Source organism: Paenibacillus alkalitolerans (genome assembly GCF_016482785.1).
Taxonomy (GTDB): domain Bacteria; phylum Bacillota; class Bacilli; order Paenibacillales; family YIM-B00363; genus Paenibacillus_AE; species Paenibacillus_AE alkalitolerans.
In genome coordinates, this window is record NZ_JAEMXM010000022.1 from 41,949 (window position 1) to 67,711 (window position 25,763).

The following is a 25,763-nucleotide window of genomic DNA, read 5'->3' on the forward strand; positions in this document are numbered from 1 at the left end:
TGGAAGAAAACGGAATGGATAACGATGCTTGAACGACGGGGATTCGCACTACAATTGATGATGGCTTTCAAAAAGAAGTTTGATTTCTCCGGTTGGAGCGCCAGGATGAATCTTTCTGAAGAGCGGCAAACGGAATTAGAGCGAATTATGATCCAGTCGCCAAATGAAATAAAGCGACATCTTAATATTATTGCTGACGGAGTTCATGTTGATAGTTTTGAGGAAGAAGGAATGTTAATAAAGGCTATAAAAAAATGAAGCGTGGTGCCGATGATGACAATAAACAATATAACGGTTCCCTCATACGGAGGAAGAGAACTTGTTCAAAAGCATTTGACGAATAATAATTCATCATTAGCTGTATTCTTTCCCGGTAAGAACTACTCTTGCGAAAAGCCTTTGTTATACTACGTGATGAAGTCAGCCACTGCATGTAATTATGATGCATTATTGCTTGAATACGGTTACCAGGCAGCTAGGTCGGAATTTAACCCGGATGATATGGAACTGATAATAAACGAATGCTGTCAATCAATAAACCAGGTTTGTGGTAATTACAACAAAATAGTGTTTGTGAGCAAAAGTCTGGGGACTTATATAGCTGCGAGGGCTTCAGAGCTTATAAATACTGGTGAAATAGCCCATATGTATTTGACGCCAATCAAGTCGACTATCCCTTTCATTAATAATTCTAAAGGAATTGCGCTGTGGGGGACGGCTGACAAGATCATCAATGAAGAAGATGTGAAACAGATTGAAGAATCCCCCAGAGTGACACTTCATAAGGTAGCAGAAGCAAACCATGCATTAGAAGTGGAAAACTTAGATCAATCGTTAAACATAATGAAAACAATCATAGAAATAAGCGACCAATTCTTTACAAAATTAGCGGTGTAAACGATGGTTCGCATCCAGTTAGAAATCCTTATTAAAGCCCCTATAGAAATCTGCTTCGAGTCAGCAAGGGACATCGAGCTGCACTCGAAAACAGTTTGGAAACACACCAAGGAGAGAGCAATTGCTGGAGTAACAACCGGAAAGATCGGTGAAGGGCAATCCGTGACATTTGAGGCGATACATTTTGGAATTAAACAGAAGCTAACGGCAAAAGTGGTCGAATATAGACGTCCGTATGTCTTCGTTGATGAAATGCAGCAGGGCGCATTCAAGTATATGAGGCATACGCATTTGTTCGAGGAATCGCGCGAGGGTACAGTAGTTAAAGATATTTTGGATTTTGCATCACCGCTCGGTATGTTGGGAAGGGCTTTTGATTTATTAGTTTTGGAACGTTATATGAGGGCATTTGTGGCGTATCGGCAGAAGAAATTGAAGGAATTTGTGGAAAGCAGCATGAACAATCCTAGGGACTTCACGGATCTAATGTGAGAAAAGGATGGTCTTTATCAAATTAAGGCAGATGACTGCAGCGTTTTTGTCGAATAACGGGAAGTTCTTAATGTTAAAGAAAGCCGGAAACAAGTTTTATCAGGAAGAGTTTTGGAGCGGGCTCGGCGGTCATATTGAAGCTCATGAGATTAAATCCCCTAGGGAAGCGTGCTTAAGGGAGATCTTTGAGGAATCCGGTATATCTGAAGTTGACGTACGAAATTTGAAGTTGAAATACGTTCTCTTGAGATTGAAGGAGGACGAAATAAGGCAGCAATTCGTTTATTTTGGAGAGACGGTTGCTGAAGAGGTAATTCCCTCGGAAGAGGGGGAGTTGCATTGGATAAGTATCAATGAAATACGTAAGCTTCATATGTCCTCAATAATTGGTTTTATGATTGATCATTATTTGCAGAATCCCGATATTGAGCATGTTATGGTCGGTACTTTAACCGTTGGTCATGATCATAAACCCCAGATACAATGGGCTGAACTTAAAGACCCTATTGTATTTTAGTTACGGACATACCGCAAGGTGAAGGGAGAATCAGCAGTTTGAAGCAGATAGTCGAAAATCTCATTACTACTAGAAGGCTGCTGCTGGACGAAATCGAACAACTTGATATTATTCAATTAAATCGTCGTTTGTCTACTGATAGTTGGAGTATCGGGCAAGTTTGTCATCATTTAATTCTAACAGAAGCGCTTTTTACTCAAGCAATTCAACTCGGATTATCTAAAGAAGATGATCACTCCGTATATGATAAACCAATTGAGCTTGTCTTAGATCGTACAAAGAAAATTGAATCACCCGGGATTGCCAGACCAAGCAATGAACAATTTACTCGAGAATTTCTTATTGATGGATTGACTTCAACAAGAGAAAAAATATTAAAAGTAATTAACGATCAAGACGATCCATCTATATTCAGCAGGAAAACTGCGAGGCACCTAGTTTTTAAGGAGCTAAAGCTTGACCAATGGATCACATTGCTGTATCTGCATGAACAGAGACACATAAAACAAATACAGGATATCAAGAAAAATAATGAAGAGAGATTACATGAACAATCAAGTTGAATTGAAATCGTTAAACCGTAGTAACATACAAGACATAATAAAACTATCTAGGAAAATCGGATGGGATTATACAGAGGCTGATTTAAATACAATATTCGCATGCGGGAATATTTATGGACATCAATATTGTAACCAAGTAATTTCTTGTGCAGCATTGTTTCCGTATGAAAATATGGAGTCGATCGGCATGGTAATAGTAGACCCTCAATTTCAAGGAAGAGGACTCGGGAAGGCTGTAACAAATGCATGTATAAGTAATTTTCTAGACAAACCGATAACTCTTGTTGCAACATCTGAAGGGCTGCCTGTTTATAATAAACTGGGTTTCCGACAAATCGGCACATTACATAAGTTGATAGCACTGCGGTATTTATATGACGAAGCCGTTGAAATAAGTGATGATTTATATGTTAGAGACTATATGGACACCGACTTTTATGATGTGGTTGCATTGGATGAGAGGGCTTTTGGCGCAAAGAGGGAAATATTTTTAAGAAATAGAATTTATCAAGCGCGTAGTAAGTTGGTTGTTACCGATGGTTCTGGGAAGATTTCAGGCTTCGGTCTAAGTATTTTGTTACCCGAGATGCTGCTTATCGGACCAATTATTGCTGTTAATGATTCTGTCGCACATTATCTTATACATCGATTGGCAATAAGCTATAAAGGACAGTTAAGAATTGATGTTATTAGTACTAAAAAGGAACTGATAAACATTCTGCTTTGTTCCGGATTTGAAGTAACAAATATTCCCCCAGTACTTATGTTAAATGCTGATATGCTGCCATCAAGGAATAGCAATCTTTATGCTGTTGCCGCTCAAGCATTCGGATAGGTTCCGTTAGTCGGCTTGTGGAATACATATTGAACATGAGATTGAGTTTGAGAAGTTGATTTAGTGAGTAGAAATCAGTTCAAGGAGCCGATGCGGCATGTCAGGAATAACTTTAGTCCAACCCAATATTGATCTGAAGAATGAGTACTTATCCTTTTATGACGAATGGAAAGAGTCCGGTGAGGATATGGTTCCATGGGTGATTAGTAAAGACCCCTCGAACTTTGAAGAGATGTTGCGATTTTTGTCCGATAATGAACAGGGTATCGGATTGCCCGAGAGTTGGGTATCGAGTTCTACATATTGGTTAATAAATGATTACCGCAAAATATTGGGAGCAGTAAACATTAGACATAGACTTACAGAAACATTGTTTAATACCGGCGGTCACATCGGATACGGTATTCGGCCGTCGGAAAGACGTAAGGGTCACGCAACGAAACTGCTGGAATTGTCGCTGCTTAAAGCTAAGGGGCTTGGGATTGATCGGGTATTGGTTGTATGCGACTCCACTAATATTGCATCGGAGAAAACAATCATAAAAAATGGCGGGGTCCGTGAAACAGACTATGTTGAAGCTGATGGGAACGTAATAAGAAGATATTGGGTACGGGTGTGAAAAGGATATCTGACAACAAGAGAATGTAGAACCCACCTTAATATTGCGAGGTGGGTTTTGCATTTTCTGAACCGGCTTCATATGAGGAAGGAAGGAATACGATGATAAGAGTATCATTATGTTTCGTGGCTTTTGCATTATTCTCCTTGTCTTTACTCGGCAGCGTAAATGCTACAAGTTGGGTCGATCTAAAACCTGAGGAAGTGATTGAGAGATCCACCGTCATTGTTCAAGGGAAATACGATTTTTCCCATAAGAGAAAGGGAAGTAATTTCATCTGGGTTGGATATGATTTCAAAGTTGAACGTGTTTATAGAGGTGGCGTCCCAAGCACAATCATTGCAGGTATTGACGGATTCGATGTCGGATGGGTAGATGAAATCCAACAAGCTGACGGCAGTTTCGTCTTATTTCTTGAACAAAGCGATAAGATGGATTACTTAACCCCTGTTGGCGGGCCTAACGGGATGATCCATATACAGAACAATGAGGTTCAACATCATGACGAATATGAAAAAAGTGTATTTACTAATTTTTTGAACAACACAAAGAGCTATGCACCTCATCCGGATGGAAAAGCAGAAAGCATTGGAAATTCAAATATTTTTTTGATTATAGTAATTTGCTTATTGTTATTGCTTTCTATAGTTTATTTTGTGTATAGAAATGTTAAACTTAGAAAAAATCGCCCATAAACATAACATGAGGAGGCTGATCACTTTGAGTATGACTATTGATGAAGTTCGGGAATTTGCTTTGTCCTTGCCAGAGTCAATGGAAGTTGAACATTGGGGCAAACCTTCTTTTCGACTTAACAATAAGATCTTCACAGTTATGCAAGACGATGGAATAACAATAACAGTGAAGATATCTGCGGAAGATCGCGAAATGTATACTTCTATGGATCCTGATACCTACAGTGTTCCCGACTCGTTCTCTAACTTAAACTATATGAATGTGAACCTGCGAACTGTCGATCCGCAAGAGTTAAAAGGGTTAATACAAAAAGCTTGGAGCAGCGTTGCTCCGAAAAGACTCGTAAAGGCATATAGTGAAGGTAAATAATATGAGTGATCCGATTATTGTCGTACCGTATGATCCTTCCTGGAAGAGTGAATTTATGAGAATCGCTTCCTCAATAAGAGATGCGTTAGGAGACACGGCCATTCGCATCAATCATATTGGATCCACTTCAATTGAAGGAATGGATGCAAAACCGATTATAGATATTCAAATCTCTGTAAGAGCATTGGAGCCGGTGGAAAGTTACAGTTCAAAACTTACGGGAATCGGGTTTATCCATCGATCGGATAACCCGGATCTGACAAAGCGATATTTCCGTGAGTCCCCTGGAAGCAAACGAACACATATTCATGTCAGAGAGTACGGCAGCTGGCCAGAACAATTTGCTTTGTTATTTCGGGATTATCTGCGGGCAAGTCCGGAAGATTGTAAGAAATACATCGATGTGAAATATAAGCTATTGAAGCTGTACCGGGATGATCGACAGCGTTATGTGGAAGGAAAAGATCCGATAATCTGGGAGATCATGTATAGAGCCAGTAAATGGAGCCAAGCCACCGGTTGGAGAGCCGGAAAAACAGACGTGTAAGCTGCCAAGGAGGGATAACAGTTGAATGAGACAGTCATTATCACAAACGGATTCCGAGCTTCTATACAGGTACAATCTCGCTCCCTCCAAACTGGAAGAAACGTTATCGAATCTAAGTGACTCAGACTTAGATCGGAGGCGGGCTGAAGGCAAATGGACGATTCGGGAGATCGCTCACCATATCATTGAGTGTGATTTGAATTATTTTCAAATCAATCGTTATGCATTGGCCAATACTGGGTTGACGTATTTCTTTAACGATTTTGACCCGTATATATGGAATAATAATTTGGAGCACAAAGTTAGGTCTCTTCAACTTGAGCTCCAGTTGTTCAAACTTACCAGGGAGTACATCACAGATCTTTGCAAAAGATTACCGAATGCAATGGATAGAGTGCTAGTACATCAGAATGGAAGAGCAACGGTACGGGATGCAATATATCACGATAACCAGCATGCCTATCACCACATTGAGCAAATATTGGAAACAAGAAGATTACATAATATTTGAAGCCTAATCAGGGAGAGATTTCTTTGACCCTCTTCTACTTGATACGACATGGTCAACCGGACTGGAGTTTGAAAGATGAGCGCAATCTCAAAGGTGCATTAAGGGATTTTGTACCTCTGACAGATGAAGGGATCGCTCAGGCGGAACGAGTAGTCAGTAATTTTGATTTATCCAAGTGCGATCTAATACTTTCCTCTCCATATACCAGATCGCTGCAAACAGCAGCGATAATTAACCGATCGTTGGGATTGCCGCTGAGGGTTGAGTTTGATCTTCATGAATGGACACCGGATAATTGGACGGCCGAAACAGTGGAAGAAATAACTTTGCTCTGGCAGGACTATACCAACAATTGCGGAATATATCCGCAAGGACAAGAACGAATATGGGAATCGAAGGAGAGTCTCTTGAATAGAACGCAAAACGTTTTGAACAAATATTTGAACCATTCCAATGTCATAGTAGTATGCCACGGCATGGTTATTGCAGCTTTATTGGATGAGGTCTCTGAGAAAATCGGTTATTGCGGTATATATGAATATAGTATGAATTAACATATTTTAACGAAGTAGGAACGAAATGCATATCGAAAGGGATTGAACAAAATGTTGCTACAATTTATCGAAGGCATTGAGTACACAGAAATTCCTGTTTCAGATCTTGAGACTGCAGTGGACTGGTATTGCAATAAGCTGGGAGCAAAACTTGGTTTAAAAAACGATGAACGGGCATTCGTTGATTTCTCCATGGGGCCAAGCCTATTTCTAGTGAAAACCGAAGATAAGACAACAAATATTTTCCTGGTAAACGGCGAGCATCACTATTCTATCGGTTTTCGGGTTAACAATATTGAAGGGTTTCATAATTTTCTAGTAGAATTAGGAGCTAAAGTAAATGAGATAATTGACGAAGGGAATATCGGCAAGTTCTTTACTTTTTACGATCCGTTCGGGAATATGTTTGACGTGCATCAACCCGCAAAATCGATGTAATTGAGAAATGAGTTGATTAAATGAAAAAGAAAGTTGTTTTAGCAGGCGGGACCGGGTTTATCGGGAAATATTTTGAGGGGAAATCTAAAGAACTAGGGTATGAAGTGAAAATCATTTCAAGACAGGAACATCATATTTCTTGGAGTGACAAAGCGGGAATCGTAGAAGCTTTGGAAAACTCCGAGATGGTAATCAATCTTGCAGGGAAATCGGTCAACTGTCGTTACAATGCTAAGAATATGGAAGAGATTCTGAGGTCAAGAATATACACAACGAGCGCGCTTGGTGAAGCCATATTAGAGTGCGAAAATCCGCCAAAATTATGGATCAATTCTAGTACCGCCACAATATATAGACATGCGGAAGACCGGCCGATGACCGAAGAGAGCGGAGAGATCGGCTCCGGTTTCTCCGTCAATGTCGCCAAAGAATGGGAGAGTGCATTCTTTTCCTTCCAATTGCCGAACACGAGACAAGTCGCGCTGAGAATAGCAATCGTGTTAGGAAGAGATGGCGGTGTCGTCACTCCGTATAAAAATTTAGTCAGATTAGGGCTTGGAGGAATTCAAGGGTCCGGGAACCAGATGTTCAGCTGGATTCATATTGAAGATTTATATGAAATCATTCTATTTCTCAAGGGAAGAGAACAGTTGAGCGGAGTGTTCAATTGTTCCTCCCCTCAACCGGTTACAAATCGTGAGTTTATGCAGCAGTTCCGCAAAGCCATGAAAGTAAAAATCGGTTTGCCATCTCCTCGCTGGGTGCTCGAAATCGGTGCGCTGATAATTAGAACGGACACCGAATTGGTGTTGAAGAGCCGTTGGGTAGTCCCTGAGAGATTATTGAAAGAAGGCTATAAGTTCAAATATGATAATATTTATAAGGCGCTTCAGCAAATAGTTAACGGATAAAAAAGCAGTTAGTGCATTCGTGGAGGAGGAGATCATATGAAAGCGCCTTTATTTCGAGACCCAATATTTGATGGAGCTGCCGATCCGGTAGTTATTTGGAATAGACATGCTCAGGAGTGGTGGATGATCTATACGAACCGGAGGGCGACCGCAGAAGGCCCGAACGTGGCTTGGGTTCACGGAACCGATCTCGGAGTCGCTTCATCGAAAGACGGAGGGAAAAACTGGGTATATCGAGGAACGCTGCCGGGCTTGGATATCGAGTGGGGGCGAAACACATTTTGGGCGCCGGAGATTATATGGCACGACGGGCTTTATCATATGTATGTCAGCTATATTCAAGGCGTTCCGGATGTTTGGGCAGGTCATAAGCGCACATTGCTGCATTATACGAGTCCCGATCTGCTGACATGGACGTACCGGTCGGCGCTCGAGCTAAGTTCAGACCGCGTCATTGATGCGTGTATATATCAAATGCCGGACGGCCGCTTCCGGATGTGGTACAAGGACGAGGCTAACGGATCGACAACGTATGCCGCGGATAGTACAAATCTATATGACTGGCAAGTAGTCGGTCCTATTATAACTGAACGCCCGCATGAAGGAGCGAATGTATTCCGCCTCAAAGGATACTATTGGATGATCGTCGATGAATGGCGAGGCCAAGGAGTATTCCGATCCAACGATTTGGAGCATTGGGAACGGAATGGGCTCATCCTCGACAAACCCGGAAGCCGTGAAGACGACGGTATGATCGGTTTGCATGCGGATGTCGTAGTGCAGGATGATGAAGCATATATTTTCTATTTCACGCATCCGGATCGCAAAGGCGAACGGGAACATGAGAATTCACATTCCACGCGGCGTTCATCGATTCAAGTCGCGCGGCTCGATGTGATCCACGGCGTCTTGACTTGCGATCGGGATGAAGATTTCAAATTGGCGCTTCGTCCCGAAGAGTAATGTCTTAAAAAAATGAAAAATTTCGCGTAAGAAATAAAAATTGTGCGCACATTATTAAAATTTTAGAAAAATTCAATAAAAATCGCCCTTGAAAATATTTAAGGGCGATTTTTATATTATAATTAGCACTCTATATAACAGAGTGCTAATTATTACGTTAGGAGGTAATGCCAATGCTAAAACCGTTGCAGGATCGAGTAATTGTCGAGAAGATGCCTCTGGAACAGCAAATGCCAAGCGGCATCGTTCTTCCTGACACGGCGAAAGAAAAGCCGACCAAAGGGAAAGTGGTCGCGGTAGGAGATGGAAGACTGGAGAATGGGGTGAAGGTGGCTCCCGAAGTTCAAGTCGGCGATACGATCATTTACAACAAGTATGCAGGCATGGAAGTGAAGCTGGAAGATAAGGAATATCTAATATTGAAAGAGTCCGATATACTAGCGATTGCCCAGTAATTTGCAGAATAGAGATCGTAATGGAGGGAACGTCCTATGGCAAAACAAGTTCGATTCAGCAAGCGAGAAGAGCGATGCTGCGTGGAGTGGATACGCTTGCGGATGCCGTCAAGGTTACGCTCGGGCCGAAAGGACGCAACGTCGTATTATCCAAAAAATTCGGATCACCGCTTATTACGAATGACGGTGTAACGATAGCGAAGGAGATTGAACTTGAAGATTATTACGAAAATATGGGCGCGCAATTAGTAAAGGAAGTCGCAACGAAGACTAACGATGTCGCCGGCGACGGTACGACAACAGCCACGGTGCTTGCTCAAGCCATGATTCGCGAAGGTCTGAAGAATGTAACGGCAGGCGCTAATCCTATGGCTGTGCGTATCGGCATACAGAAAGCGGTACGTGCGGCGGTTGAAGAAATTAGAAAAATATCGAAACCGGTTGAGGGCAAGGCGTCCATAGCGCAAGTCGCTTCAATCTCTTCCTCGGATGAGACGATCGGTGAACTGATTGCCGAAGCGATGGAGAAGGTTGGACAGAACGGTGTGATTACCGTTGAGGAATCTAAGGGGTTCCAGACGGAGCTTAAGCTTGTTGAAGGGATGCAGTTCGATCGCGGCTACATATCGCCGTACATGGTAACCGACAAAGAAAAGATGGAAGCCGTGTTGGAGCAGCCGTACATTCTCGTCACGGATAAAAAAATATCGAACGTCAAAGATATGGTGCCGATACTTGAGAGCGTCGTAAAAACCGGCAAGCCGTTGTTGATTATTGCCGAAGACGTCGAGGGTGACGCGCTCGCAACACTCGTCGTCAATAAGATGCGCGGAACGTTGAATGTAGTCGCAGTGAAGGCTCCCGGCTTCGGCGACCGCAGGAAAGCAATGCTCGAAGATATTGCGACATTAACGGCGGCAAAAGTAATTAGCGAAGAACTCGGACTTAAACTCGACCAGACGGAGTTGGGACAACTCGGTCAAGCGGAAAGGGTAATCGTCCGTAAGGAAGAGACGATTATTACCGGCGGCGGCGGCAAGAAGGAAGATATTGATGCACGAGTTATGGCAATCCGCAAACAGATCGAAGAGACTACATCGGATTACGATCGGGAGAAGCTGCAAGAGCGGTTGGCGAAGCTATCCGGCGGCGTGGCGGTTATCCAGGTCGGTGCCGCTACGGAAACGGAGTTAAAGGAGAAGAAGCTGCGAATCGAAGATGCGCTTAATTCGACCCGCGCAGCCGTTGAGGAAGGGATCGTTGCCGGCGGCGGAACCGCGTTGGTAAACGCCATCAAGGCAGTCGAAACGATCAGTCTGCAGGGAGATGAGCAGACAGGTGTTCGTATCGTGCTGCGGGCTCTTGAAGAACCGGTTCGTCAAATTGCTGCGAATGCCGGTTGGGAAGGCTCGGTCATCGTTGAGCGCTTAAAGCGGGAACCGGTGGGTTACGGCTTCAACGCTGCAACCGGAGAATGGGTTGATATGATGACGGCAGGTATTGTCGATCCTGCTAAAGTTACCCGTTCCGCGTTGCAGAACGCAGCTTCCGTTTCGGCGATGTTCTTGACGACGGAAGCTGCCGTCAGCGATAAGCCGGAAGCGTCAAAGACACCTGCACCGGCACATGACATGGAGGATTAATCTCCTGCATGTCTAAGAGGTGTCGGCTATGCGCGAGTTTCTGCTCTGCTGCCGATCCTGCAACGAATATACGTCACTAGGCGCTTATGACGAAGCAGAACGGCGTTTCGAAGGCGAGTACTCCCTTCTTTACAATGAAAGAACGCGGAATGACGCCATATTTACCCGGTTTTTGCACATTCATGCCGGGCATTCACTATTGGCGGCCGTTAATGGTACGGAAGAATACTCACAGACAATCGCTACAGCTCGCCATTTCATGGAAGAAGAGTTAGACAAGTATGTCGAGGAGTCGCTTTGGAGGCAAGGAGAGATCGAGCAGCGGATGACGATGGACCGGGGACTTGGACGTTTGCAGCTGTCGATTCTTCGGAAGCTGCTGGAGGAGGAAGCCGCGCAAACGGCCCGTCTAAAAACCGAGAGTGCTGCAGAGTCGCAATTTATTCTGGGTAAGGAAGAAGGGCTGAAACGGGCGGTCGAGTTGTTGCGGGATTTACAAGAAAAGACATCAGTATATTATAAATAAGGATGCCGGAGTGGAGGAACTTTTATGATCCGTCGGAGAGGGGTTAAGAATGGCCCCTCTCTTTTTTGTTAGTCTGCCGGACATAACGGTAACAAATTGCGTTACTCCCGGTCGATGCACTTCCGATACATATTCCCCTTGAGGCTGCAGATATCCCCGATAAAGTTCAATCAAGCTGTTAACACGTTATTATTTAGTGAGTTAATATAAGTGAAGAAGAAAATGAAATTACACTATACGAGGGAGTTAATTATGAGCGCATTAATTCAAAACGATTTCCCTATCTTGTCGCGATACATTGAATGGGGAGTAGTTAAGGCGAAGTTTAAGCTAAGTAATGAGATGCAGGACTACAGGCTAGTCAGTAACGTAAGCATTATTCCGTTTATCGGTGACAAATGTGTGATGATAAAGCTGGATGACGGAAGATGGGAGCTTATCGGCGGCACGTTGGAACCAAAGGAAGATTGGAAGAGTGCTGTAAAAAGAGAACTGATGGAGGAAGCAGGGGCGGAGTTACTTAACTTTACTGTATTCGGTCATTTTAAATGCGTGTCTAGTGCAAGCATGCCGTACAGATCCCACATTCCGCATCCTAACTTTATAAGATATGTCGGTTATGGAGATGTAAAAATCATAGGTGAACCGTTAAACCCTCATGATGGCGAAAAAGTTATTGACGTCGAGGTAGTCAGCATTGATGATGCGGTGAATCGATTTAATGAAATAAATAGGGATGATATAGCCGAGCTTTATAAATTGGCGAACTTGATCAGAAACAATAGTCTTTATTAAAGGAGAGGTACGCAGTATTAAAATTAAATCCAGACCAAGAAATACCGAGCTGGGTGCATCGAAATAATCAAGAATTATTGTCCATTACCTATACTCAAGACGAGTTATCAATTGTCAGCGCAGAAAAGTATATACCCGAAATGAACCGTACCGATATTGAAACTGCTTGGAAATGTCTGAAGATCGAGGGTCCGCTTGATTTTAGCTTGACTGGGATACTTGCGTCATTAACAATATCTTTGGCGGAAGCGGGTATTAGCATTTTTGCGATTTCAACATATGACACTGATTATATATTGATTAAAGATAATAAGATGGACCGGGCAATTCGGGTGCTTGCTGATGAAGGACATGAAATAGGTAGTTGACCCAATGAAGAAAACAAAGGGAAGAAGGGGAGATCCCATAAAGTGTAGAATATTCTTATCAATAATTCTTGTATTCATACTCGTTACGGGATGCAGTGAACGTCAACAAGTTGATACTCCTGCTTCACAAACCTATAAAGATGACATATATCAATTATCCAACATAATTAAAGATGTACGGGTGTATTTTCTTCGGCCTGATTTATTTATTCAAATCGACCTATCCGGTGAGCCTGGTAATGAATTAGCGGATGAGATTTTATTAAGAACCAAAGAGTTCGTAACGATCGAAAATATGACTGAGGTTGCCGAAAGCATCAATTGGGATTTAGAAATATCGAACGTACATTTAACTTTTAACACCGACTCCGATGAAAATATTGAGCATGAATATTATGCTAGGTATTTTAAAACATTCGATGCAAGCGACAAGTCGAAGGAAAATATTGAAGGTTATCGAAATTGGTATAAGGATTAATTTTTCGGAGGAAGAGGTGAAATATATGTTCAGTAAAAGAATTGACGAACAACTGGACCTTCGCATTCTCGACCATAAACATGTGTATGAGTTATACAAGGTTACGGACGAAAATCGCAATTATTTAAGCGCGTGGCTGCCCTGGGTTGGAGAGACAACCGGCGAGGACAGCACAAGAAATTTTATACGCAATTCACTGAAGCATTATGCTGATAACACCGGTTTAAACTGCGGCATTTTTTATAATAACTCTATTGTTGGCTGCATTGGATTTCACGGATTTGACTGGGCGAACCTGAAAACCTCATTAGGTTACTGGTTGGCAGAAGCTTATCAAGGCAAGGGCATAATGACGAAATCTTGTATAACCATGATCGATTATTCAATAAAGGAATTAGGCTTTAACCGCATTGAAATCCGTGCCGGAGTTGAAAATTACAAAAGCCGGGCAATACCGGAAAGGCTGAATTTTAAACAAGAAGGAATATTGAGAAAGGTCGAGAAGGTTGGCGACAAATATCTCGATCATGTTGTATATGCAATGATTGCAGACGATTGGCTGACTAGGGAGAGTAGTATTAGCACCAAAATCGAAGTAGTTCCCTATAATCCGAATTGGCCGCTTCAATTCGAACAAGAGAAAGCCCGCTTGCTTGAAATCCTGCACCCGAAGTTGGTTGCCATTGAACATACCGGAAGCACATCCGTACCTAGAGTGGATGCGAAGCCCATTATCGATATATTTGCGGCAGTTCGTCCATTCGAAGAGTCTTCCGTATATGCAGAACTTCTAAGAGAGAGCGGCTATCAATTAATTGAAACAGGCATGTATGGCCGCTACTTGTTTGTGAAACAATCCAACGGGACACGTACGCATCATCTGCACATTCTTCCGGAAGAAGGTTTTTACGAGAGGAATGAATTTCTGTTCCGCGATTATCTCCGTGCTCATCCCGAATTAGTTGAAGAGTATGGGGAACTTAAAAGAAATCTTTCGCAGCAATACAGTACCGATCCTGAAGGCTATACTCGAGCGAAGACTTCTTTTATCCAGCGGGTGGTAGACCGTGCTCGGGAAGAACGGGGTTTACCGCTGCAAAATGTATGGGAAGAATGAGTTGACAATAAGGAATAATGGGTCGCGATAACATATCGGGATGTGACAAAGATGTTAAACAAGAATGAGCTTAAACATCTTACGAACTTCCTCAAGGTAGCCGATGATTACTGCAGATATGTAGAAGATTTAGAGAACATAACGGAATATTCCTTTGTCGTCGATTTATTATCCATTTTGTCAAGCTTATATAATGAGGCGCTCCTTCTGCCTGAAGTCATGCCAAGCGACAAAGAAGGAGTCGTCGTAATGGATTCCGAAATAAAAACAAGGGTTTATTTGGATATTGCCAAGAAATTGGAAGGATACAGATTTTATTTTACTGTACTGGACATGTTTGAGAGTGAAGAAGCGGGCTATGCGGATTTGGCTGACGATCTGACGGATATATACAAGGATATTAAAGAAGCGATGATTATTTATGAGATGGGTAACGATGAGGACAGATTGCACGCAATATGGACTTTAAAATTCACATTCAAAGCGCATTGGGGATATCATCTTCTCGATGCGTTAAAAGCGCTTCATCATATACATGAAAACTTTGCTTTGGAAGATTAGCGTAAGATGGAGAGACAAGTATGAGTTATGTGAACACATTCATTAAGGTGGCGCCGGATTGTCCCGTTACGAGCAGCGTAGTTCCGGTCGCGAAGAGAGAAAGCAAGCCGGTTCATGTCATTCAATACGAGTTGCTTTCACAGAACCCATATCAATTTACGCACGAAGAGCTTCTCTTCGAGGTGCACATCAGACATAAGGCGATCTCTAACGAGGAGTTACTGCGTCGCAGAGATGGAATTTGGGCCGAACTGTTCGAGAAGAAGCATCCGTGTTTAAGGGCATCATTACTTCCCAAGAAATATGGTTGGGGCGTCCACTTCAATGATGAGGGCAAGATTGCTCTTTATGGAATGGAGACTCCGGAATACGAACGCTTCGATAATGGCGATCATGGAAGCCATACGCTGCTCACCGCGATGCGAAGCAGCCGTTGAAACTATGTTAAGGAGACACTACATTTATGAAAACATACCTTTACTTTGTCAGACATGCCATTTCGCCATTCGTTTTTGGGAATGAGAGAGACAGAGGATTGTCCGATCAAGGATTTTCGGATTCGCAGAGAGTGAAAGAATTATTAATCAATGAGGGCATCGACGCAGTTATATCAAGCCCTTACGCTCGCGCAATTCAAACCGTTAATTATTTATCGGAAGCGTTAGGTAAAGAAATCATTGTATATGAAGAATTAAGGGAACGTCCTATAAAGAGTCTTGATGAAAAATGCACCGAAGAGGAACTGTTAGCGGCGATCGAAAAGTCATTTTCGGATAAAGATTATTGCTTGCATGGCGGGGAATCGACCGGAGCGGCACAACAAAGAGCGATCCCGGTAATTAACCGAATATTGACGGAGCATCAGGGGAAGAAAGTCGTTATCGGGACACACGGAAATATAATGACGATTATTTTGAATTATTTCAACGATGGATTTGGTTATGAATTTTGGAAGAGCACATCGAAGCCGGATATTTATAAAGCGGAATTTGAAGGCAATGCTTTAATAAACGTAGTAAGATTGTGGGAAATGGAGTAATCAAGCCCATTTTTTATTTGGTCAATGTACCTATTTCAACGAAGCCCATACGATGAATACGTAGGTAAATGACCATATGATAAATGGAGGTTTAATGATGGATCCGCAACAAGCACGTTTTTTTAATCCCTTCTTCTCACCATTCTTTTTTCAGCGACGCTTTTTCCCGTTTTTCTTTCTGTCGCCTTTTTTCTCTCCTTTCTTCCCGTTTTATCGTGAGGGAGATGATCGCGACGGAATGTATTACGCACAGCATCGATGTCAAGCCGGGGATACGGTGAGCGGTCTGGCTCAGAGGTACAACGTTCCTGCTCCGATTCTGGAAGCCATGAATCCGCATATTCCTAATCCGCATGCATTGACGGCAGGAACTGTAGTCGGTATTCCGCGCATGGATAAAATGTTTTGCTCAAGAATGTATGCGGAACAAGGTCCGGCCGGAACAGCCCAATACCCGACAACTCAATTTCCTCAACAAACGATGTCTCATACAGGAGTGCCCTATATGCCGACGACAGCTTATACAGGAATGCCTGGAACGACTGGAATGCCTTCACAGATGTAGCATTCGGATGAAAACAAAAAGTGGTACTCTTTACTGACTAAAGCGTACCACTTTTTTCATTAGCCCACTCTTTTCCCCATTTTTTCATTTCATGTATGATTGTTTGCAGCGATTGCCCCTTCTCCGTAAGTTCATACTCGACAGTTGGAGGAACGGTTGCATAAGCCTTGCGGATTAAAATGTTTTTTTCCTGCAGATGACGCAAAGTGTCGGAAAGAGATTTGGAGCTGACGTCATGTATGGCGCTTTTCAGTTCTCCGAATCGTTTTTTGCCGTGAGTTAATTCGCGAATGACCAGGAAGGACCATTTTCCTCCGATCACGTTAAGCGCTTTCTCAATCGAACAGTCATGGGTATGACGTTGAACTGCGGCTTCGCCTAATTTTCCCATTCGTCAAATCTCCTTTCTATTAAAATCACTTTAAATAGTTAACTAAGTTTATTTTAGTTACTATTGGACCCATTATACTCATAAGCCATAAGGTTGATCAATTGCCGGATCAATCTAAAAGTAACTTTGAGGTAACCAAGTTAAATGAAAGTGCGTACTTCTCAGTAATTTCTTTTTATTTTATGATTTCATCATAGTTACATATGAAAGTGGTTTGCAGCTGATTCATTCATTATAATTTTGAAAGGGGTATGATGTATGCAAAAAGCGATCTTCGGCCGCACCGGTCTTGAGGTGACTCGTTTAGGGTTTGGAGCGATGGAGATTCGAGGACCGCGCGTTTGGAGCGGCCGCCCTCTGACGGATAAGGAAGCGGAAAACATATTAAACGCGGTACTCGATGCCGGTATCAACTTCATTGATACGTCATATGACTATGGATCAAGTGAAGAGTATATCGGACGGTTCATCAGCCGCCGGCGTGATGAATATTTTCTTGCAACGAAGTGCGGTTGTAGGGTTGTGAACGCAGGCGATCACGATGAAACGTCTCACGTTTGGACAAGAGAAAATTTGCTGCACAACATTGAAACGAGTTTGCGCAGGATGAAGACGGATTACGTCGACTTATTGCAGCTTCATAACGCAACTTTCGAACAGACCGAAGAGGGACAACTGATAGAAGTGTTGAAAGAAATACAAGCTTCGGGCAAAGTTCGCTGGATCGGCGCATCTTCCGCGCTCCCGCATATTACAAAGTACATCGGCTTGGGAGTATTCGATTCGTTCCAAATTCCGTACTCCGCTCTGGAAAGGGATCATGAGAGCATAATATCGAAGGCGGCTGAAGCGGGGGCCGGCACAATTATACGCGGCGGCGTAGGAAAGGGCGAGCCCGGTGTCGGACTCGGAAATACAGATCGCTGGGCTATTTGGAATAACGCCAAATTGGATGATTTGCTCGAAGAAGAGGAAAGCCGTACCGCATTTTTGCTCCGTTTCACGCTCAGCCATCCGGATATGCATACAACGATCGTCGGTACGAAAAATCCGGATCATTTGGCTGAAAACTTGAAAGCTGCGCACAGAGGGCCGCTGCCGAAGGACGTTTATGAGGAAGCGAAAGACCGACTGCTTCAATCCGGGCAAGTATCGAAAGTCTAAGCGGGCGAAAGCTTTATGCGGCGAAATGTTGGAAAGGTTAAGGGATTCGATCAAACCGTTCCTACAACTGGCACACGTTCCATTGAAGCCTGTTGCGGGATAATATGATGAGGGCGGAAACAACGTATTGTTGTTTCCGCCTTTTTTAAAATTCACGAAGCGTGAACGCCTATTGATCAAATGAATGCTGCGGCCGGGTTTACTTCGTCTTGAAAGAACGGGGCCGCGGTTCACTTTCGGAGCGGGACATTAAGCGGAATTCGCCGGGCGTTGCGCCGCATAATTTTTTGAACGTGCGACAAAAATGGGACAAGTCATGGCAGCCCACCGAGACTGCGATCTCGATGATGGGCAGGTCTGTTTGTTCCAGTTGTTCCTTAGCTTTATTCATTCGATAAGATATCAGGTATTGGTTCATGGAATAACCGGTAATTTGCTTGAACAACTTGTAGAGACTGGATCGCGACACTTTGAATCGTCTCGAAATCTCACTGACATTTATATCTTCCTGATAACGGGACGACAAGAATTTCAATATTTCTTCAACGATTTTCACCGTTTTATTCGGAAGCAAATTGTCCTGACCGGCGGCATGCCGCTCCCTGCCCAATTCAAGAATCAAACGTTGAAGCAAGTTTTTTGCGGCGACAGTGTAATAAGGTTTGCGCTCCGACAGCTCTTTTTCCACATGGTGCAAGATATCGCGAATCGTCAAGAAACCGTGAGGAGTCAGAAGCCATTGGAGTGATTTGGCTGTAAGGAATCTGGAAAAGTTCGCGCATTTCTCCAATTCCGGGTCTTCTTGCAGCATTTGCAGCAAATACGGTTCGTCGACGGACAAAATGATTCGTTGCAGCGGAGTATTAGGGTCGGGTTTTATGAGGTGCAGCGATTGCGGCGAAATTACGGTGATCGACCCCGGCAATAATGCGTATACCTTATCTTCTGCTAAAATAGTGCCTTTTCCCGAGAGACAGAGGTAAAATTCGAAACCGCGATGAAGGTGAAGATCGGGTTGCCTTAGTTCGCAATCTTTATAAACGCAGTGGACCGGATAATGATGAAGCAGGGTATTGGTGACTCGATCGGTTCGATCGAAAAGCGATCCGGTGGTCATCGTTATCCCCCTGGGGTAAAAAAATGGAAAAAAAGACAATTCGAACAGAAAATTCGCCAAACGTATTCATAGGTTTTATTATATAGTATTTTCATCCCAAAAATCATGTGTCCAACAGGGGGAGGCGGTCGGATATGGAAAAAACAAACGTAAACGAATTGGCCGATCGACTAGTGAGCTATATGCTTCAGGATCATACCGGGGATTGGGGGATGGATATCAACCAATGGGATTGGACGCCCGGAGTCGGGCTCATCTCCATGCAGCGTTATTTTGAGGTCCGACAGATGAATATCGACGATTTGATTGAATGGGTTAACCGAAATAAGATTAAGTCCCAATCGGTCAGAGTGATCAACTCCATGGCCCCTTACGCCATTTTCCCAGCTCTTTATGTAAAAACCGGGGACTGCTGGTATTTGGAAACCGGCCGGCAAATCTGCGAATGGATCATTCATGAGGCCCCGCGCACGAGAGAAGGCGCTTTTGAGCATACCGTTACGGAGGAAGCGAAATTCCCCGAGCAGGTGTGGGCCGATACGATTTATATGGCAGGGCTTTTGTTGGCAAGGATGGGACGGTTGACACAAAACAAGTCCTATGGACAGGAATCGTTGCGCCAGTTGCTGATTCATCTGCGGCTGCTGCAGGATGAACGAACGGGCGTTTTGTTTCACGGTTGGGACTGCGGTTCGGGCCATCATATGTCCGCTGCCCGCTGGACGCGGGCCAATGCGTGGATTGTATTGGCGACACCGCTCATCGTCGAGGAGCTGCGCGACTTGCTGCCGATCCCTTCAGAAATCATGGAGCGTTATATTCGCATGCTGGAAGGATTGTTATCGTTTCAAGCGGAAGACGGGCTGTGGCCGACGGTGATGGATCGCCCGGATTTTTATCATGAAGTGTCAGGCAGTGCGGGGATTGCCGCCGGATTCAAGCGGTCGGCGAAACTGGGTTGGGTAGGTAACGGTTTTTCCAATGCGGCGGATCGGACGCTGCAAGCGTTGTTCGGCCAAATCGGCAGCAAGGGCGAGGTTCTGAATGTTTCCTCGGGCACTCCGGTCATGCCGACGATTGAAGACTATAACCGGATTCCCATACGCCCGACGTTATATGGCCAAGGATTGGCGTTGATGCTCATCTGCGAATATTTATAGGAGGTCGATGACTATGAACCCGGAATTTAGATATTCTTCGAAGCCGGTCTTGGAACCGAACCCCCATTGTGATTGGGCTAACAAAATGGTATTGAATCCGGCCATTTTCAAGTACCGCGATTCCACGACGCTGCACATGCTGTTCAGAGCGACCGGACCGTGGCCTCAGAAACGCATCCCCGGTCGACACGACCCGTATCCTATCTTTCTTGGTTATGCGGTCAGCGAGGACCTGGGGGAAACATGGGAGGCCGACTTCAGCCGGCCGGCTTTGGCTCCCGCATTAAATATGGAAGAAAAGGAGATATACATTACAGATATACATGGGAACAAGGTGCGCGACTACTCCAATGGCTGCATTGAGGATCCCCGTATATTCCCGATAGAAGGACAATTATATTTATCAGTGGCCTGCAGAATGTTCCCTCCAGGGCCTTATTGGCTTGTTGACCAAGACCCGCCGGTTGAAACCCGTTACGAATACGTTCCGGATTGGGTAGGCACTGTGAAGGGCGATCCGTTCCATGATGCATGTATTCTGAACAATACCGTTTCCGTATTGTATAAGTTGGATCCGGATAAGCTCAAAGAGCGTAAATATGAAGAAGCCTTCACGTATGTTTGCGCTCTGACGGAAGGTCATGTGAGCGATAACAGGGATGTTTTTCTGTTTCCCGAAAAGATGAGGATTGACGGAAAAATGCAGTATGTTATGCTGCATCGGCCGATGGATACGCATAAATTTCCGGGAGGGGAAGGCCTCGCCCCATCCATTTATTTGGCAGCCGCCGAGCGTATCGAAGACTTCGCTTCTCCTAAAGCCTCGCATCGTTTATTGGCGACGAGAATGTTCGATTGGGAACACACTCGCATTGGAGCCAGCTGGCCGCCGCTTCGAATCTCCGACAAGGAATGGCTTGTTCCATACCACGGCAAAAAGGACGCGGTGTTTGGCTATACCCAATCGTTCATGATTGTGCGGGAACAAGATGATGATTTTCCGGTCGTCGTTCACAGATGTCCGGAAAGAATGATGTATGCGCAGCAGGGTTGGGAGATGCCTGCGGATTATCCCACCCCATGCCTGTTTACCACGGCGGGAATTGTTGTCGGCGAACAATTGATCATGGCATACGGCGCGGCCGATCAAAAAATAGGTATTTCGCGTGTGAATTATTATGACTTGATTGAGTATATCAGACGATTTGACGCCGAGGGGAAGACCGCATAAAAGCAATCGTTGACAAATTCGGGTTCCGTTTTGGAGTTCTCTTTATAATACGGCAATTGAATACAAATTGAAATGGAATTTGGCGCGATATTTCGCGCCTTTTACTTAGGAGAAATGACAACAAAATTTTAAAGAATTTGTCCATGTAAGATACGGGATAAAACACAAACAATTAACCCAAGTATCAGTAATTTTACATGTTTTGATTTACTTTTCTTTTGTTCACTCTTCTTATTTTTCGTGTCTATAATCCACATATTAATGACGCTAATAAACATAATTAAAATCCCTAAGAATGCCATTAAATATAATAAAAAATCTTTCATCAAATCCTTCATTTTTTCTTTCTACTCCTATTCTTATCTAAAAAATTACATTAGCTAACCTTCCCAGAGCGTTTTTGATTTAACCCTTATTGACCAATCCTGCCCGTCCCTCGGTCTGTCGTACAGTCCACTTCGTAATACCCTTGATCGATTCGCGGCAGCCGGTGAAAAAGCGGCTGCTTGGCCCATTCGATGTAACTTCATGCCACAAAAGAAAAAAAGAATACGATCACAAAAAATGAAGACGGCTAAAAAAGCGATATGGCATATGGAAACAAAAAAGGAAGGTTTATCTTATCCCGGCACCGTGTTAATTTAGTGAACGAAAAAGGATGGCCACAGTGCGGCAACCTGTCTAAAACCAACCAAAATATCCAGCAAGGAGGGGGATAAACTTTGTTTCGACCGTCAAGCTTGAAACCCCAAACAACAGAAATCATGCACGGTCTGCGCAAACAGAGCGTATGGAGATTCATTCAACGGGACAAACATTTATATCTGATGCTCGTTCCGGTGGTGCTGTTCTTTCTGATTTTTAAATATGCTCCGTTATACGGCGAGATTATCGCATTTAAAAACTATCGCTTGGCGGACGGGATCTGGGGAAGCCCTTGGGTGGGCTTGGAACAATTTCAAAAGTTGTTTTCCAGTCCCGAGTTTTATGTGATCTTGCGAAATACGCTGCTGCTGAACGTGTACAATCTGGTCTTCGCCTTTCCCGTTCCGATTATCCTGGCGCTTCTTTTAAACGAGGTTAAAGTCGAATGGTTCAAGAGGACGCTCCAAAACATTCTTTATATCCCGCATTTCATCTCCTGGGTAGTTCTCGGCAGTATCATCATCGCGCTGCTCTCTCCGTCCACCGGGTTCGTGAATTACGTTCTGGGGTGGTTCGGCATCGAACCGATTTACTTCATGGCTGACACATTCTGGTGGCCCGTCGCGTTTATCGGATCGGGCATCTGGAGGGAAGCGGGATTCGGCACGATTCTTTATTTGGCCGCAATGGCCACCATCGACCCGTCTTTGTACGAGGCGGCGAAAATCGACGGAGCGAGCAAGCTGAGGCAGATCTGGCATGTGACGCTCCCTGGCATTCGCAGCACCATCGCAATCCTGCTGATCTTGCAAATGGGCCGCATGATGGACGTCGGATTCGAACAAATATTCACCCTCCAGAACGCCGCCGTTACGAGTGTGGCGGAAGTGATAAGCACTTACGTGTATAAACGGGGTATTGTCAATTTGCAATACAGTTATACTACCGCGCTCGGCTTGTTTCAATCGATTGTGGCGCTGATTTTGATCGTCTCAGTGAACCGAATGATCAAAGCAATGGGCGAAAAGGGGCTGTGGTAAATCGTGGGGAAGTGGCTCCTCTATTTGTTTTTGGCATTGTGCGCTTATATCACGCTATTTCCTTTCATTAATATCATCGCCGTATCGTTTAGCAGCAGCAGGGCGATCAGTTCAGGGGAAGTATTCATGTGGCCCGTCGAGTTTAATGTGACCGCATACAAACAGTTGATCGAAGACGGGCAGCTGCTTGTGGCGATGAAAAACACGGTGATCATCACGGTCATTGGCACGTTGTTAAATATGGTCTTTACGATTCTGGCAGCGTATCCGCTTTCCAAAACCAGGCTGAAGGGAAGAAACTTCATGCTGATGGCGGTTTTGTTCACCATGCTGTTCAGCGGCGGTTTGATCCCGCAGTTCCTGCTTGTCAGCGGACTTGGGCTGGTCAATACGTACTGGTCGCTCTGGCTCCCCAGTCTCATCAGCGTTTACAACATGTTCGTCATGAAGACGTTTTTCGAGGGTCTGCCGGAAGAAGTGGAGGAATCCGCCGCCATGGACGGGGCCAAAGACTGGACGATCTTACTGAAAATCGTCATCCCCTTATCGATGCCGGTCATCGCCGCCCTGACGTTGTTTTACGCGGTCGGTTGGTGGAATTCCTTCTACAGTGCGCTGATCTATATCAAAAGCACAGACAAGATGCCGTTGACGGTCAAACTGTATCAGATGATCGACCTCGTCAGTCCCGATCTGCTGCGAAGCGGGGAAGGCGCCATGCAATTGCTCGTGACGCCGGAAGGGATACGCGCGGCTGCCATTGTGTTCGCCATTGTTCCGATTTTGTGCGTGTATCCTTTCTTGCAAAAATATTTTATCAAAGGCGTATTGCTCGGTTCGGTCAAAGGATGATATCAACGGCGCAAAGCCATACATGTGCAGCGCTTTGATATATATAATGGATTACAGGAGGTCAACAGATGAAGAAAACGAAGAAGAGATGGATTACGGCGTTACTCTCCGCATGTTTGGCGATGGTCGTGGTCTTGTCCGCTTGTTCGCAAGACAGCGCCGATCCGGGCGGCGGTGATGCTCCCGACGATAATGTGGCCGGCGGGACGAATGACAATCCGCCTGCAGCGGCTGAAGACAAGTACGACAATGTGCCGAAGAAAATCAGCGTCTCTATGTTTGACAGGGGGCAGGTATCCAGCGATGAAGGCACCTACGAAGAGAACCGTTGGGTCAAGTGGATCCGCGAGCAGTCGGGAATCGACGTCTCCTTCGTTCCGGTTCCGCGCAACCAGGCGCAGGAAAAATTCAACGTACTGGTCGCTTCCGGGCAAGCTCCCGACCTGCTGTGGGAATATGACCGGAATTATATCGGAACGCTCGTTACGCAAGGCGTTATCCAACCGATTGACGAATATATCGAGAAATACAGCACTTCATATAAGAAATATCTGGAAGAAAATCCCGAATTGAAGCCTTACCTCACATTCGACGGCAAAATGTATGCGGCAACATCGAAGCGAACCTTGTTCACGATCGCGAATCACGGGATGTGGATACGGCAGGACTGGCTCGACAAGCTGAACCTGAAGACGCCAACGACCATCGACGAACTGGTTCAGGTGGCCCAGGCGTTCAAGGAAAACATCCCCGGCAGCGTACCGATTGTCGGATACACAACGATCGATATTTATGCGGCTTTGTACGGAGCGATCTATACCGACTGGTATCTGGAAGACGGAAAGATGGTATACGGCCCGACGACGGATCGTTTCGGCGATGTCATCGAACTGGAGAGGAAAGTATATGAACTGGGACTCGTAGACAAGGAATACCTGACGGATAAGGACAACCAACGGGCGATCCAGTTATGGGTGACCGGCAAAGCGGGCATCTGCATGTGCCAATGGAGCGGCTCAAAAACCGATATCATGATGACGGATTTGATGAAGAACGATCCGGAAGCAAAACCGGTTCCGCTTGAGTCGGTGGCCACGCCTTACGGCACATTCGGAACGTATCAGGAAACTCCGGCATTTATGTATATCACGTTCAATAAGGATATGAAAAACCCGAAGGCGGCCGTCGAGTACCTGGATTGGATGATCGAAAAAGGTTGGAGAACGCTGGTGTACGGAACGGAAGGCGTTCATCATAAGCTTGTGGATGGTGTAGCTCAGAAGCTGGACGCCGACCAATTCAAAAAAGAGGTCTCGTACGCTAATGAATATGCCATTTTGAGAAATGAAACGGTAAAACCGGAAGATTTGATCATTGCAGCGGCGCCGGACGAAATATCTCAGAAGTATGCCAACCTGAGGGCCCAGGCGCTGGAAACGGTGATGAAACACGAGTTCAGGCGCGATTTTCCTTACCAGCCCAGCTTCGCGGAAATTAACGAGATCAAAGCGTCGTTGAAAACTACCATTGACGAGCTGCGCGCAAAGGTCGTTATGCAGGGAGGAACTTATAACGGCAAATGGGCGTTGGAAGAAATTCGCAAAGAATGGAAACGTCTTGGCGGCGAAGAGGCGGAAAAGCTCGCCCAAGAATGGTATGATCAAAACAAAGCGAATTTCTAACTAGGAAGGTTTGGCAGGAGGA

Annotated in this window: 35 protein-coding genes and 1 pseudogene; 33 read left to right on the top strand and 3 right to left on the bottom strand. The window is 44.7% G+C overall.

What is annotated here, in order from left to right:
* Positions 1-24 precede the first annotated feature (24 nt).
* From JET16_RS24045 to JET16_RS24175, 27 genes and pseudogenes are all read left to right on the top strand, one after another.
* Positions 25-258 (top strand): hypothetical protein, encoded by a 234-nt coding sequence (locus JET16_RS24045; protein WP_199621334.1) that lies wholly within the window; start codon positions 25-27, stop codon positions 256-258.
* Positions 259-270: 12 nt separating this feature from the next.
* Entirely contained in the window at positions 271-897 is a 627-nt protein-coding gene (locus tag JET16_RS24050; protein ID WP_199621337.1) for a hypothetical protein, read from the top strand.
* Between the two features lie 3 nt (positions 898-900).
* Complete coding sequence (locus JET16_RS24055; protein WP_199621341.1) at positions 901-1,389, top strand: SRPBCC family protein; 489 nt, start codon at positions 901-903, stop codon at positions 1,387-1,389.
* Between the two features lie 31 nt (positions 1,390-1,420).
* Positions 1,421-1,906, top strand: a complete 486-nt coding sequence (locus tag JET16_RS24060) for an NUDIX domain-containing protein (protein ID WP_267908743.1) — start codon at positions 1,421-1,423, stop codon at positions 1,904-1,906.
* A 38-nt stretch (positions 1,907-1,944) separates the two neighbouring features.
* Entirely contained in the window at positions 1,945-2,469 is a 525-nt protein-coding gene (locus JET16_RS24065) for a DinB family protein (protein ID WP_199621343.1), read from the top strand.
* Complete coding sequence (locus tag JET16_RS24070) at positions 2,453-3,304, top strand: GNAT family N-acetyltransferase (RefSeq protein WP_199621344.1); 852 nt, start codon at positions 2,453-2,455, stop codon at positions 3,302-3,304. Before JET16_RS24065 ends, JET16_RS24070 begins: the two co-directional genes overlap by 17 nt.
* A 97-nt stretch (positions 3,305-3,401) precedes the next feature.
* A complete protein-coding gene (locus JET16_RS24075; RefSeq protein ID WP_199621345.1) occupies positions 3,402-3,923 on the top strand; it encodes a GNAT family N-acetyltransferase in 522 nt (173 codons plus the stop codon).
* Positions 3,924-4,024: 101 nt separating this feature from the next.
* Complete coding sequence (locus tag JET16_RS24080; protein ID WP_199621346.1) at positions 4,025-4,618, top strand: hypothetical protein; 594 nt, start codon at positions 4,025-4,027, stop codon at positions 4,616-4,618.
* A gap of 31 nt (positions 4,619-4,649) precedes the next feature.
* Positions 4,650-4,988, top strand: coding sequence for an MmcQ/YjbR family DNA-binding protein (locus tag JET16_RS24085; protein WP_199621433.1), 339 nt, complete (start codon positions 4,650-4,652; stop codon positions 4,986-4,988).
* A 1-nt stretch (position 4,989) separates the two neighbouring features.
* Positions 4,990-5,535, top strand: coding sequence for a GrpB family protein (locus tag JET16_RS24090; RefSeq protein WP_199621347.1), 546 nt, complete (start codon positions 4,990-4,992; stop codon positions 5,533-5,535).
* 25 nt (positions 5,536-5,560) lie between these two features.
* Positions 5,561-6,046: a DinB family protein gene (locus tag JET16_RS24095; protein ID WP_199621350.1), complete on the top strand. Its 486-nt coding sequence runs from the start codon at positions 5,561-5,563 to the stop codon at positions 6,044-6,046.
* Positions 6,043-6,600 (top strand): histidine phosphatase family protein, encoded by a 558-nt coding sequence (locus JET16_RS24100; protein WP_199621353.1) that lies wholly within the window; start codon positions 6,043-6,045, stop codon positions 6,598-6,600. Before JET16_RS24095 ends, JET16_RS24100 begins: the two co-directional genes overlap by 4 nt.
* A 51-nt stretch (positions 6,601-6,651) precedes the next feature.
* Positions 6,652-7,038, top strand: coding sequence for a VOC family protein (locus tag JET16_RS24105; RefSeq protein ID WP_199621356.1), 387 nt, complete (start codon positions 6,652-6,654; stop codon positions 7,036-7,038).
* Positions 7,039-7,058: 20 nt separating this feature from the next.
* Positions 7,059-7,949: a TIGR01777 family oxidoreductase gene (locus JET16_RS24110; protein WP_199621358.1), complete on the top strand. Its 891-nt coding sequence runs from the start codon at positions 7,059-7,061 to the stop codon at positions 7,947-7,949.
* A gap of 36 nt (positions 7,950-7,985) precedes the next feature.
* The gene (locus JET16_RS24115) at positions 7,986-8,912 is read left to right on the top strand and encodes a glycoside hydrolase family protein (RefSeq protein ID WP_199621359.1); all 927 of its coding nucleotides are present in this window, start codon (positions 7,986-7,988) and stop codon (positions 8,910-8,912) included.
* Positions 8,913-9,085: 173 nt separating this feature from the next.
* Positions 9,086-9,367 carry a co-chaperone GroES gene (gene groES, locus JET16_RS24120; RefSeq protein ID WP_199621360.1) on the top strand — a complete coding sequence of 94 codons (282 nt, stop codon included), beginning with the start codon at positions 9,086-9,088 and terminating at the stop codon, positions 9,365-9,367.
* A gap of 20 nt (positions 9,368-9,387) precedes the next feature.
* Positions 9,388-11,010: a chaperonin GroEL gene (gene groL / locus JET16_RS24125; RefSeq protein ID WP_199621361.1), complete on the top strand. Its 1,623-nt coding sequence runs from the start codon at positions 9,388-9,390 to the stop codon at positions 11,008-11,010.
* A gap of 28 nt (positions 11,011-11,038) precedes the next feature.
* Positions 11,039-11,536, top strand: a complete 498-nt coding sequence (locus JET16_RS24130; RefSeq protein WP_199621362.1) for a hypothetical protein — start codon at positions 11,039-11,041, stop codon at positions 11,534-11,536.
* Between the two features lie 252 nt (positions 11,537-11,788).
* Positions 11,789-12,331: an NUDIX domain-containing protein gene (locus tag JET16_RS24135; RefSeq protein ID WP_199621363.1), complete on the top strand. Its 543-nt coding sequence runs from the start codon at positions 11,789-11,791 to the stop codon at positions 12,329-12,331.
* A gap of 14 nt (positions 12,332-12,345) precedes the next feature.
* Positions 12,346-12,459: pseudogene (locus JET16_RS30960) on the top strand (ACT domain-containing protein); the annotation flags it as partial.
* Positions 12,442-12,699 carry an ACT domain-containing protein gene (locus tag JET16_RS24140; protein WP_407673185.1) on the top strand — a complete coding sequence of 86 codons (258 nt, stop codon included), beginning with the start codon at positions 12,442-12,444 and terminating at the stop codon, positions 12,697-12,699. The pseudogene JET16_RS30960 and the gene JET16_RS24140, both read left to right, overlap by 18 nt.
* 4 nt (positions 12,700-12,703) lie before the next feature.
* The gene (locus JET16_RS24145; RefSeq protein ID WP_199621365.1) at positions 12,704-13,177 is read left to right on the top strand and encodes a hypothetical protein; all 474 of its coding nucleotides are present in this window, start codon (positions 12,704-12,706) and stop codon (positions 13,175-13,177) included.
* Complete coding sequence (locus tag JET16_RS30310) at positions 13,146-14,294, top strand: GNAT family N-acetyltransferase (RefSeq protein WP_233532183.1); 1,149 nt, start codon at positions 13,146-13,148, stop codon at positions 14,292-14,294. Before JET16_RS24145 ends, JET16_RS30310 begins: the two co-directional genes overlap by 32 nt.
* A gap of 51 nt (positions 14,295-14,345) precedes the next feature.
* A complete protein-coding gene (locus tag JET16_RS24160) occupies positions 14,346-14,855 on the top strand; it encodes a DUF5063 domain-containing protein (RefSeq protein ID WP_199621367.1) in 510 nt (169 codons plus the stop codon).
* Between the two features lie 20 nt (positions 14,856-14,875).
* Positions 14,876-15,292, top strand: a complete 417-nt coding sequence (locus JET16_RS24165; protein ID WP_199621370.1) for a DUF6157 family protein — start codon at positions 14,876-14,878, stop codon at positions 15,290-15,292.
* A gap of 26 nt (positions 15,293-15,318) precedes the next feature.
* Positions 15,319-15,894 (top strand): histidine phosphatase family protein, encoded by a 576-nt coding sequence (locus JET16_RS24170; RefSeq protein WP_199621373.1) that lies wholly within the window; start codon positions 15,319-15,321, stop codon positions 15,892-15,894.
* 94 nt (positions 15,895-15,988) lie between these two features.
* Positions 15,989-16,459: a LysM peptidoglycan-binding domain-containing protein gene (locus JET16_RS24175; RefSeq protein WP_233532185.1), complete on the top strand. Its 471-nt coding sequence runs from the start codon at positions 15,989-15,991 to the stop codon at positions 16,457-16,459.
* 37 nt (positions 16,460-16,496) lie between these two features.
* Here the strand turns inward: JET16_RS24175 and JET16_RS24180 are convergent, their stop codons facing one another.
* Positions 16,497-16,850 (bottom strand): winged helix-turn-helix transcriptional regulator, encoded by a 354-nt coding sequence (locus JET16_RS24180; RefSeq protein ID WP_199621379.1) that lies wholly within the window; start codon positions 16,848-16,850, stop codon positions 16,497-16,499.
* Between the two features lie 258 nt (positions 16,851-17,108).
* Here JET16_RS24180 and JET16_RS24185 point away from each other — a divergent pair, with 258 nt between their 5' ends.
* Positions 17,109-18,014: an aldo/keto reductase gene (locus JET16_RS24185; protein ID WP_199621382.1), complete on the top strand. Its 906-nt coding sequence runs from the start codon at positions 17,109-17,111 to the stop codon at positions 18,012-18,014.
* Positions 18,015-18,213: 199 nt separating this feature from the next.
* On the opposite strand, the gene JET16_RS24190 is transcribed toward JET16_RS24185, so the two are convergent.
* The gene (locus JET16_RS24190; RefSeq protein ID WP_199621385.1) at positions 18,214-19,131 is read right to left on the bottom strand and encodes an AraC family transcriptional regulator; all 918 of its coding nucleotides are present in this window, start codon (positions 19,129-19,131) and stop codon (positions 18,214-18,216) included.
* 134 nt (positions 19,132-19,265) lie between these two features.
* On the opposite strand from JET16_RS24190, the gene JET16_RS24195 reads away from it, so the two are divergent.
* Together JET16_RS24195 and JET16_RS24200 are read left to right on the top strand one after the other, a co-directional pair.
* Complete coding sequence (locus JET16_RS24195; protein ID WP_199621388.1) at positions 19,266-20,291, top strand: glycoside hydrolase family 88/105 protein; 1,026 nt, start codon at positions 19,266-19,268, stop codon at positions 20,289-20,291.
* A 13-nt stretch (positions 20,292-20,304) separates the two neighbouring features.
* A complete protein-coding gene (locus tag JET16_RS24200; RefSeq protein ID WP_199621391.1) occupies positions 20,305-21,522 on the top strand; it encodes a glycoside hydrolase family 130 protein in 1,218 nt (405 codons plus the stop codon).
* 128 nt (positions 21,523-21,650) lie between these two features.
* Here JET16_RS24200 and JET16_RS24205 read toward each other — a convergent pair whose 3' ends face one another.
* The gene (locus JET16_RS24205; protein ID WP_199621394.1) at positions 21,651-21,860 is read right to left on the bottom strand and encodes a hypothetical protein; all 210 of its coding nucleotides are present in this window, start codon (positions 21,858-21,860) and stop codon (positions 21,651-21,653) included.
* 384 nt (positions 21,861-22,244) lie between these two features.
* Between JET16_RS24205 and JET16_RS24210 the strand changes: the two genes are divergently transcribed.
* The 3 genes from JET16_RS24210 to JET16_RS24220 all read left to right on the top strand — a co-directional run bounded on the left by JET16_RS24210 (position 22,245) and on the right by JET16_RS24220 (position 25,741).
* Positions 22,245-23,207, top strand: a complete 963-nt coding sequence (locus JET16_RS24210; RefSeq protein WP_233532187.1) for an ABC transporter permease — start codon at positions 22,245-22,247, stop codon at positions 23,205-23,207.
* A gap of 3 nt (positions 23,208-23,210) precedes the next feature.
* Complete coding sequence (locus JET16_RS24215; RefSeq protein ID WP_325176769.1) at positions 23,211-24,059, top strand: carbohydrate ABC transporter permease; 849 nt, start codon at positions 23,211-23,213, stop codon at positions 24,057-24,059.
* 68 nt (positions 24,060-24,127) lie between these two features.
* Entirely contained in the window at positions 24,128-25,741 is a 1,614-nt protein-coding gene (locus tag JET16_RS24220) for an extracellular solute-binding protein (protein ID WP_199621397.1), read from the top strand.
* The last annotated feature ends 22 nt before the right edge of the window (positions 25,742-25,763 follow it).

Bases quoted from the DNA above. Each gene is read 5' to 3' on its own strand.
- JET16_RS24045 (WP_199621334.1), top strand. From the start codon at position 25: ATGCTTGAACGACGGGGATTCGCACTACAATTGATGATGGCTTTCAAA.
- JET16_RS24050 (WP_199621337.1), top strand. From the start codon at position 271: ATGATGACAATAAACAATATAACGGTTCCCTCATACGGAGGAAGAGAA.
- JET16_RS24055 (WP_199621341.1), top strand. From the start codon at position 901: ATGGTTCGCATCCAGTTAGAAATCCTTATTAAAGCCCCTATAGAAATC.
- JET16_RS24060 (WP_267908743.1), top strand. From the start codon at position 1,421: ATGACTGCAGCGTTTTTGTCGAATAACGGGAAGTTCTTAATGTTAAAG.
- JET16_RS24070 (WP_199621344.1), top strand. From the start codon at position 2,453: ATGAACAATCAAGTTGAATTGAAATCGTTAAACCGTAGTAACATACAA.
- JET16_RS24075 (WP_199621345.1), top strand. From the start codon at position 3,402: ATGTCAGGAATAACTTTAGTCCAACCCAATATTGATCTGAAGAATGAG.
- JET16_RS24080 (WP_199621346.1), top strand. From the start codon at position 4,025: ATGATAAGAGTATCATTATGTTTCGTGGCTTTTGCATTATTCTCCTTG.
- JET16_RS24085 (WP_199621433.1), top strand. From the start codon at position 4,650: ATGACTATTGATGAAGTTCGGGAATTTGCTTTGTCCTTGCCAGAGTCA.
- JET16_RS24090 (WP_199621347.1), top strand. From the start codon at position 4,990: ATGAGTGATCCGATTATTGTCGTACCGTATGATCCTTCCTGGAAGAGT.
- JET16_RS24095 (WP_199621350.1), top strand. From the start codon at position 5,561: ATGAGACAGTCATTATCACAAACGGATTCCGAGCTTCTATACAGGTAC.
- JET16_RS24105 (WP_199621356.1), top strand. From the start codon at position 6,652: ATGTTGCTACAATTTATCGAAGGCATTGAGTACACAGAAATTCCTGTT.
- JET16_RS24110 (WP_199621358.1), top strand. From the start codon at position 7,059: ATGAAAAAGAAAGTTGTTTTAGCAGGCGGGACCGGGTTTATCGGGAAA.
- JET16_RS24115 (WP_199621359.1), top strand. From the start codon at position 7,986: ATGAAAGCGCCTTTATTTCGAGACCCAATATTTGATGGAGCTGCCGAT.
- groES (WP_199621360.1), top strand. From the start codon at position 9,086: ATGCTAAAACCGTTGCAGGATCGAGTAATTGTCGAGAAGATGCCTCTG.
- groL (WP_199621361.1), top strand. From the start codon at position 9,388: ATGGAGGGAACGTCCTATGGCAAAACAAGTTCGATTCAGCAAGCGAGA.
- JET16_RS24130 (WP_199621362.1), top strand. From the start codon at position 11,039: ATGCGCGAGTTTCTGCTCTGCTGCCGATCCTGCAACGAATATACGTCA.
- JET16_RS24135 (WP_199621363.1), top strand. From the start codon at position 11,789: ATGAGCGCATTAATTCAAAACGATTTCCCTATCTTGTCGCGATACATT.
- JET16_RS24145 (WP_199621365.1), top strand. From the start codon at position 12,704: ATGAAGAAAACAAAGGGAAGAAGGGGAGATCCCATAAAGTGTAGAATA.
- JET16_RS24160 (WP_199621367.1), top strand. From the start codon at position 14,346: ATGTTAAACAAGAATGAGCTTAAACATCTTACGAACTTCCTCAAGGTA.
- JET16_RS24165 (WP_199621370.1), top strand. From the start codon at position 14,876: ATGAGTTATGTGAACACATTCATTAAGGTGGCGCCGGATTGTCCCGTT.
- JET16_RS24170 (WP_199621373.1), top strand. From the start codon at position 15,319: ATGAAAACATACCTTTACTTTGTCAGACATGCCATTTCGCCATTCGTT.
- JET16_RS24175 (WP_233532185.1), top strand. From the start codon at position 15,989: ATGATGGATCCGCAACAAGCACGTTTTTTTAATCCCTTCTTCTCACCA.
- JET16_RS24180 (WP_199621379.1), bottom strand. From the start codon at position 16,850: ATGGGAAAATTAGGCGAAGCCGCAGTTCAACGTCATACCCATGACTGT.
- JET16_RS24185 (WP_199621382.1), top strand. From the start codon at position 17,109: ATGCAAAAAGCGATCTTCGGCCGCACCGGTCTTGAGGTGACTCGTTTA.
- JET16_RS24190 (WP_199621385.1), bottom strand. From the start codon at position 19,131: ATGACCACCGGATCGCTTTTCGATCGAACCGATCGAGTCACCAATACC.
- JET16_RS24195 (WP_199621388.1), top strand. From the start codon at position 19,266: ATGGAAAAAACAAACGTAAACGAATTGGCCGATCGACTAGTGAGCTAT.
- JET16_RS24200 (WP_199621391.1), top strand. From the start codon at position 20,305: ATGAACCCGGAATTTAGATATTCTTCGAAGCCGGTCTTGGAACCGAAC.
- JET16_RS24205 (WP_199621394.1), bottom strand. From the start codon at position 21,860: ATGAAGGATTTGATGAAAGATTTTTTATTATATTTAATGGCATTCTTA.
- JET16_RS24220 (WP_199621397.1), top strand. From the start codon at position 24,128: ATGAAGAAAACGAAGAAGAGATGGATTACGGCGTTACTCTCCGCATGT.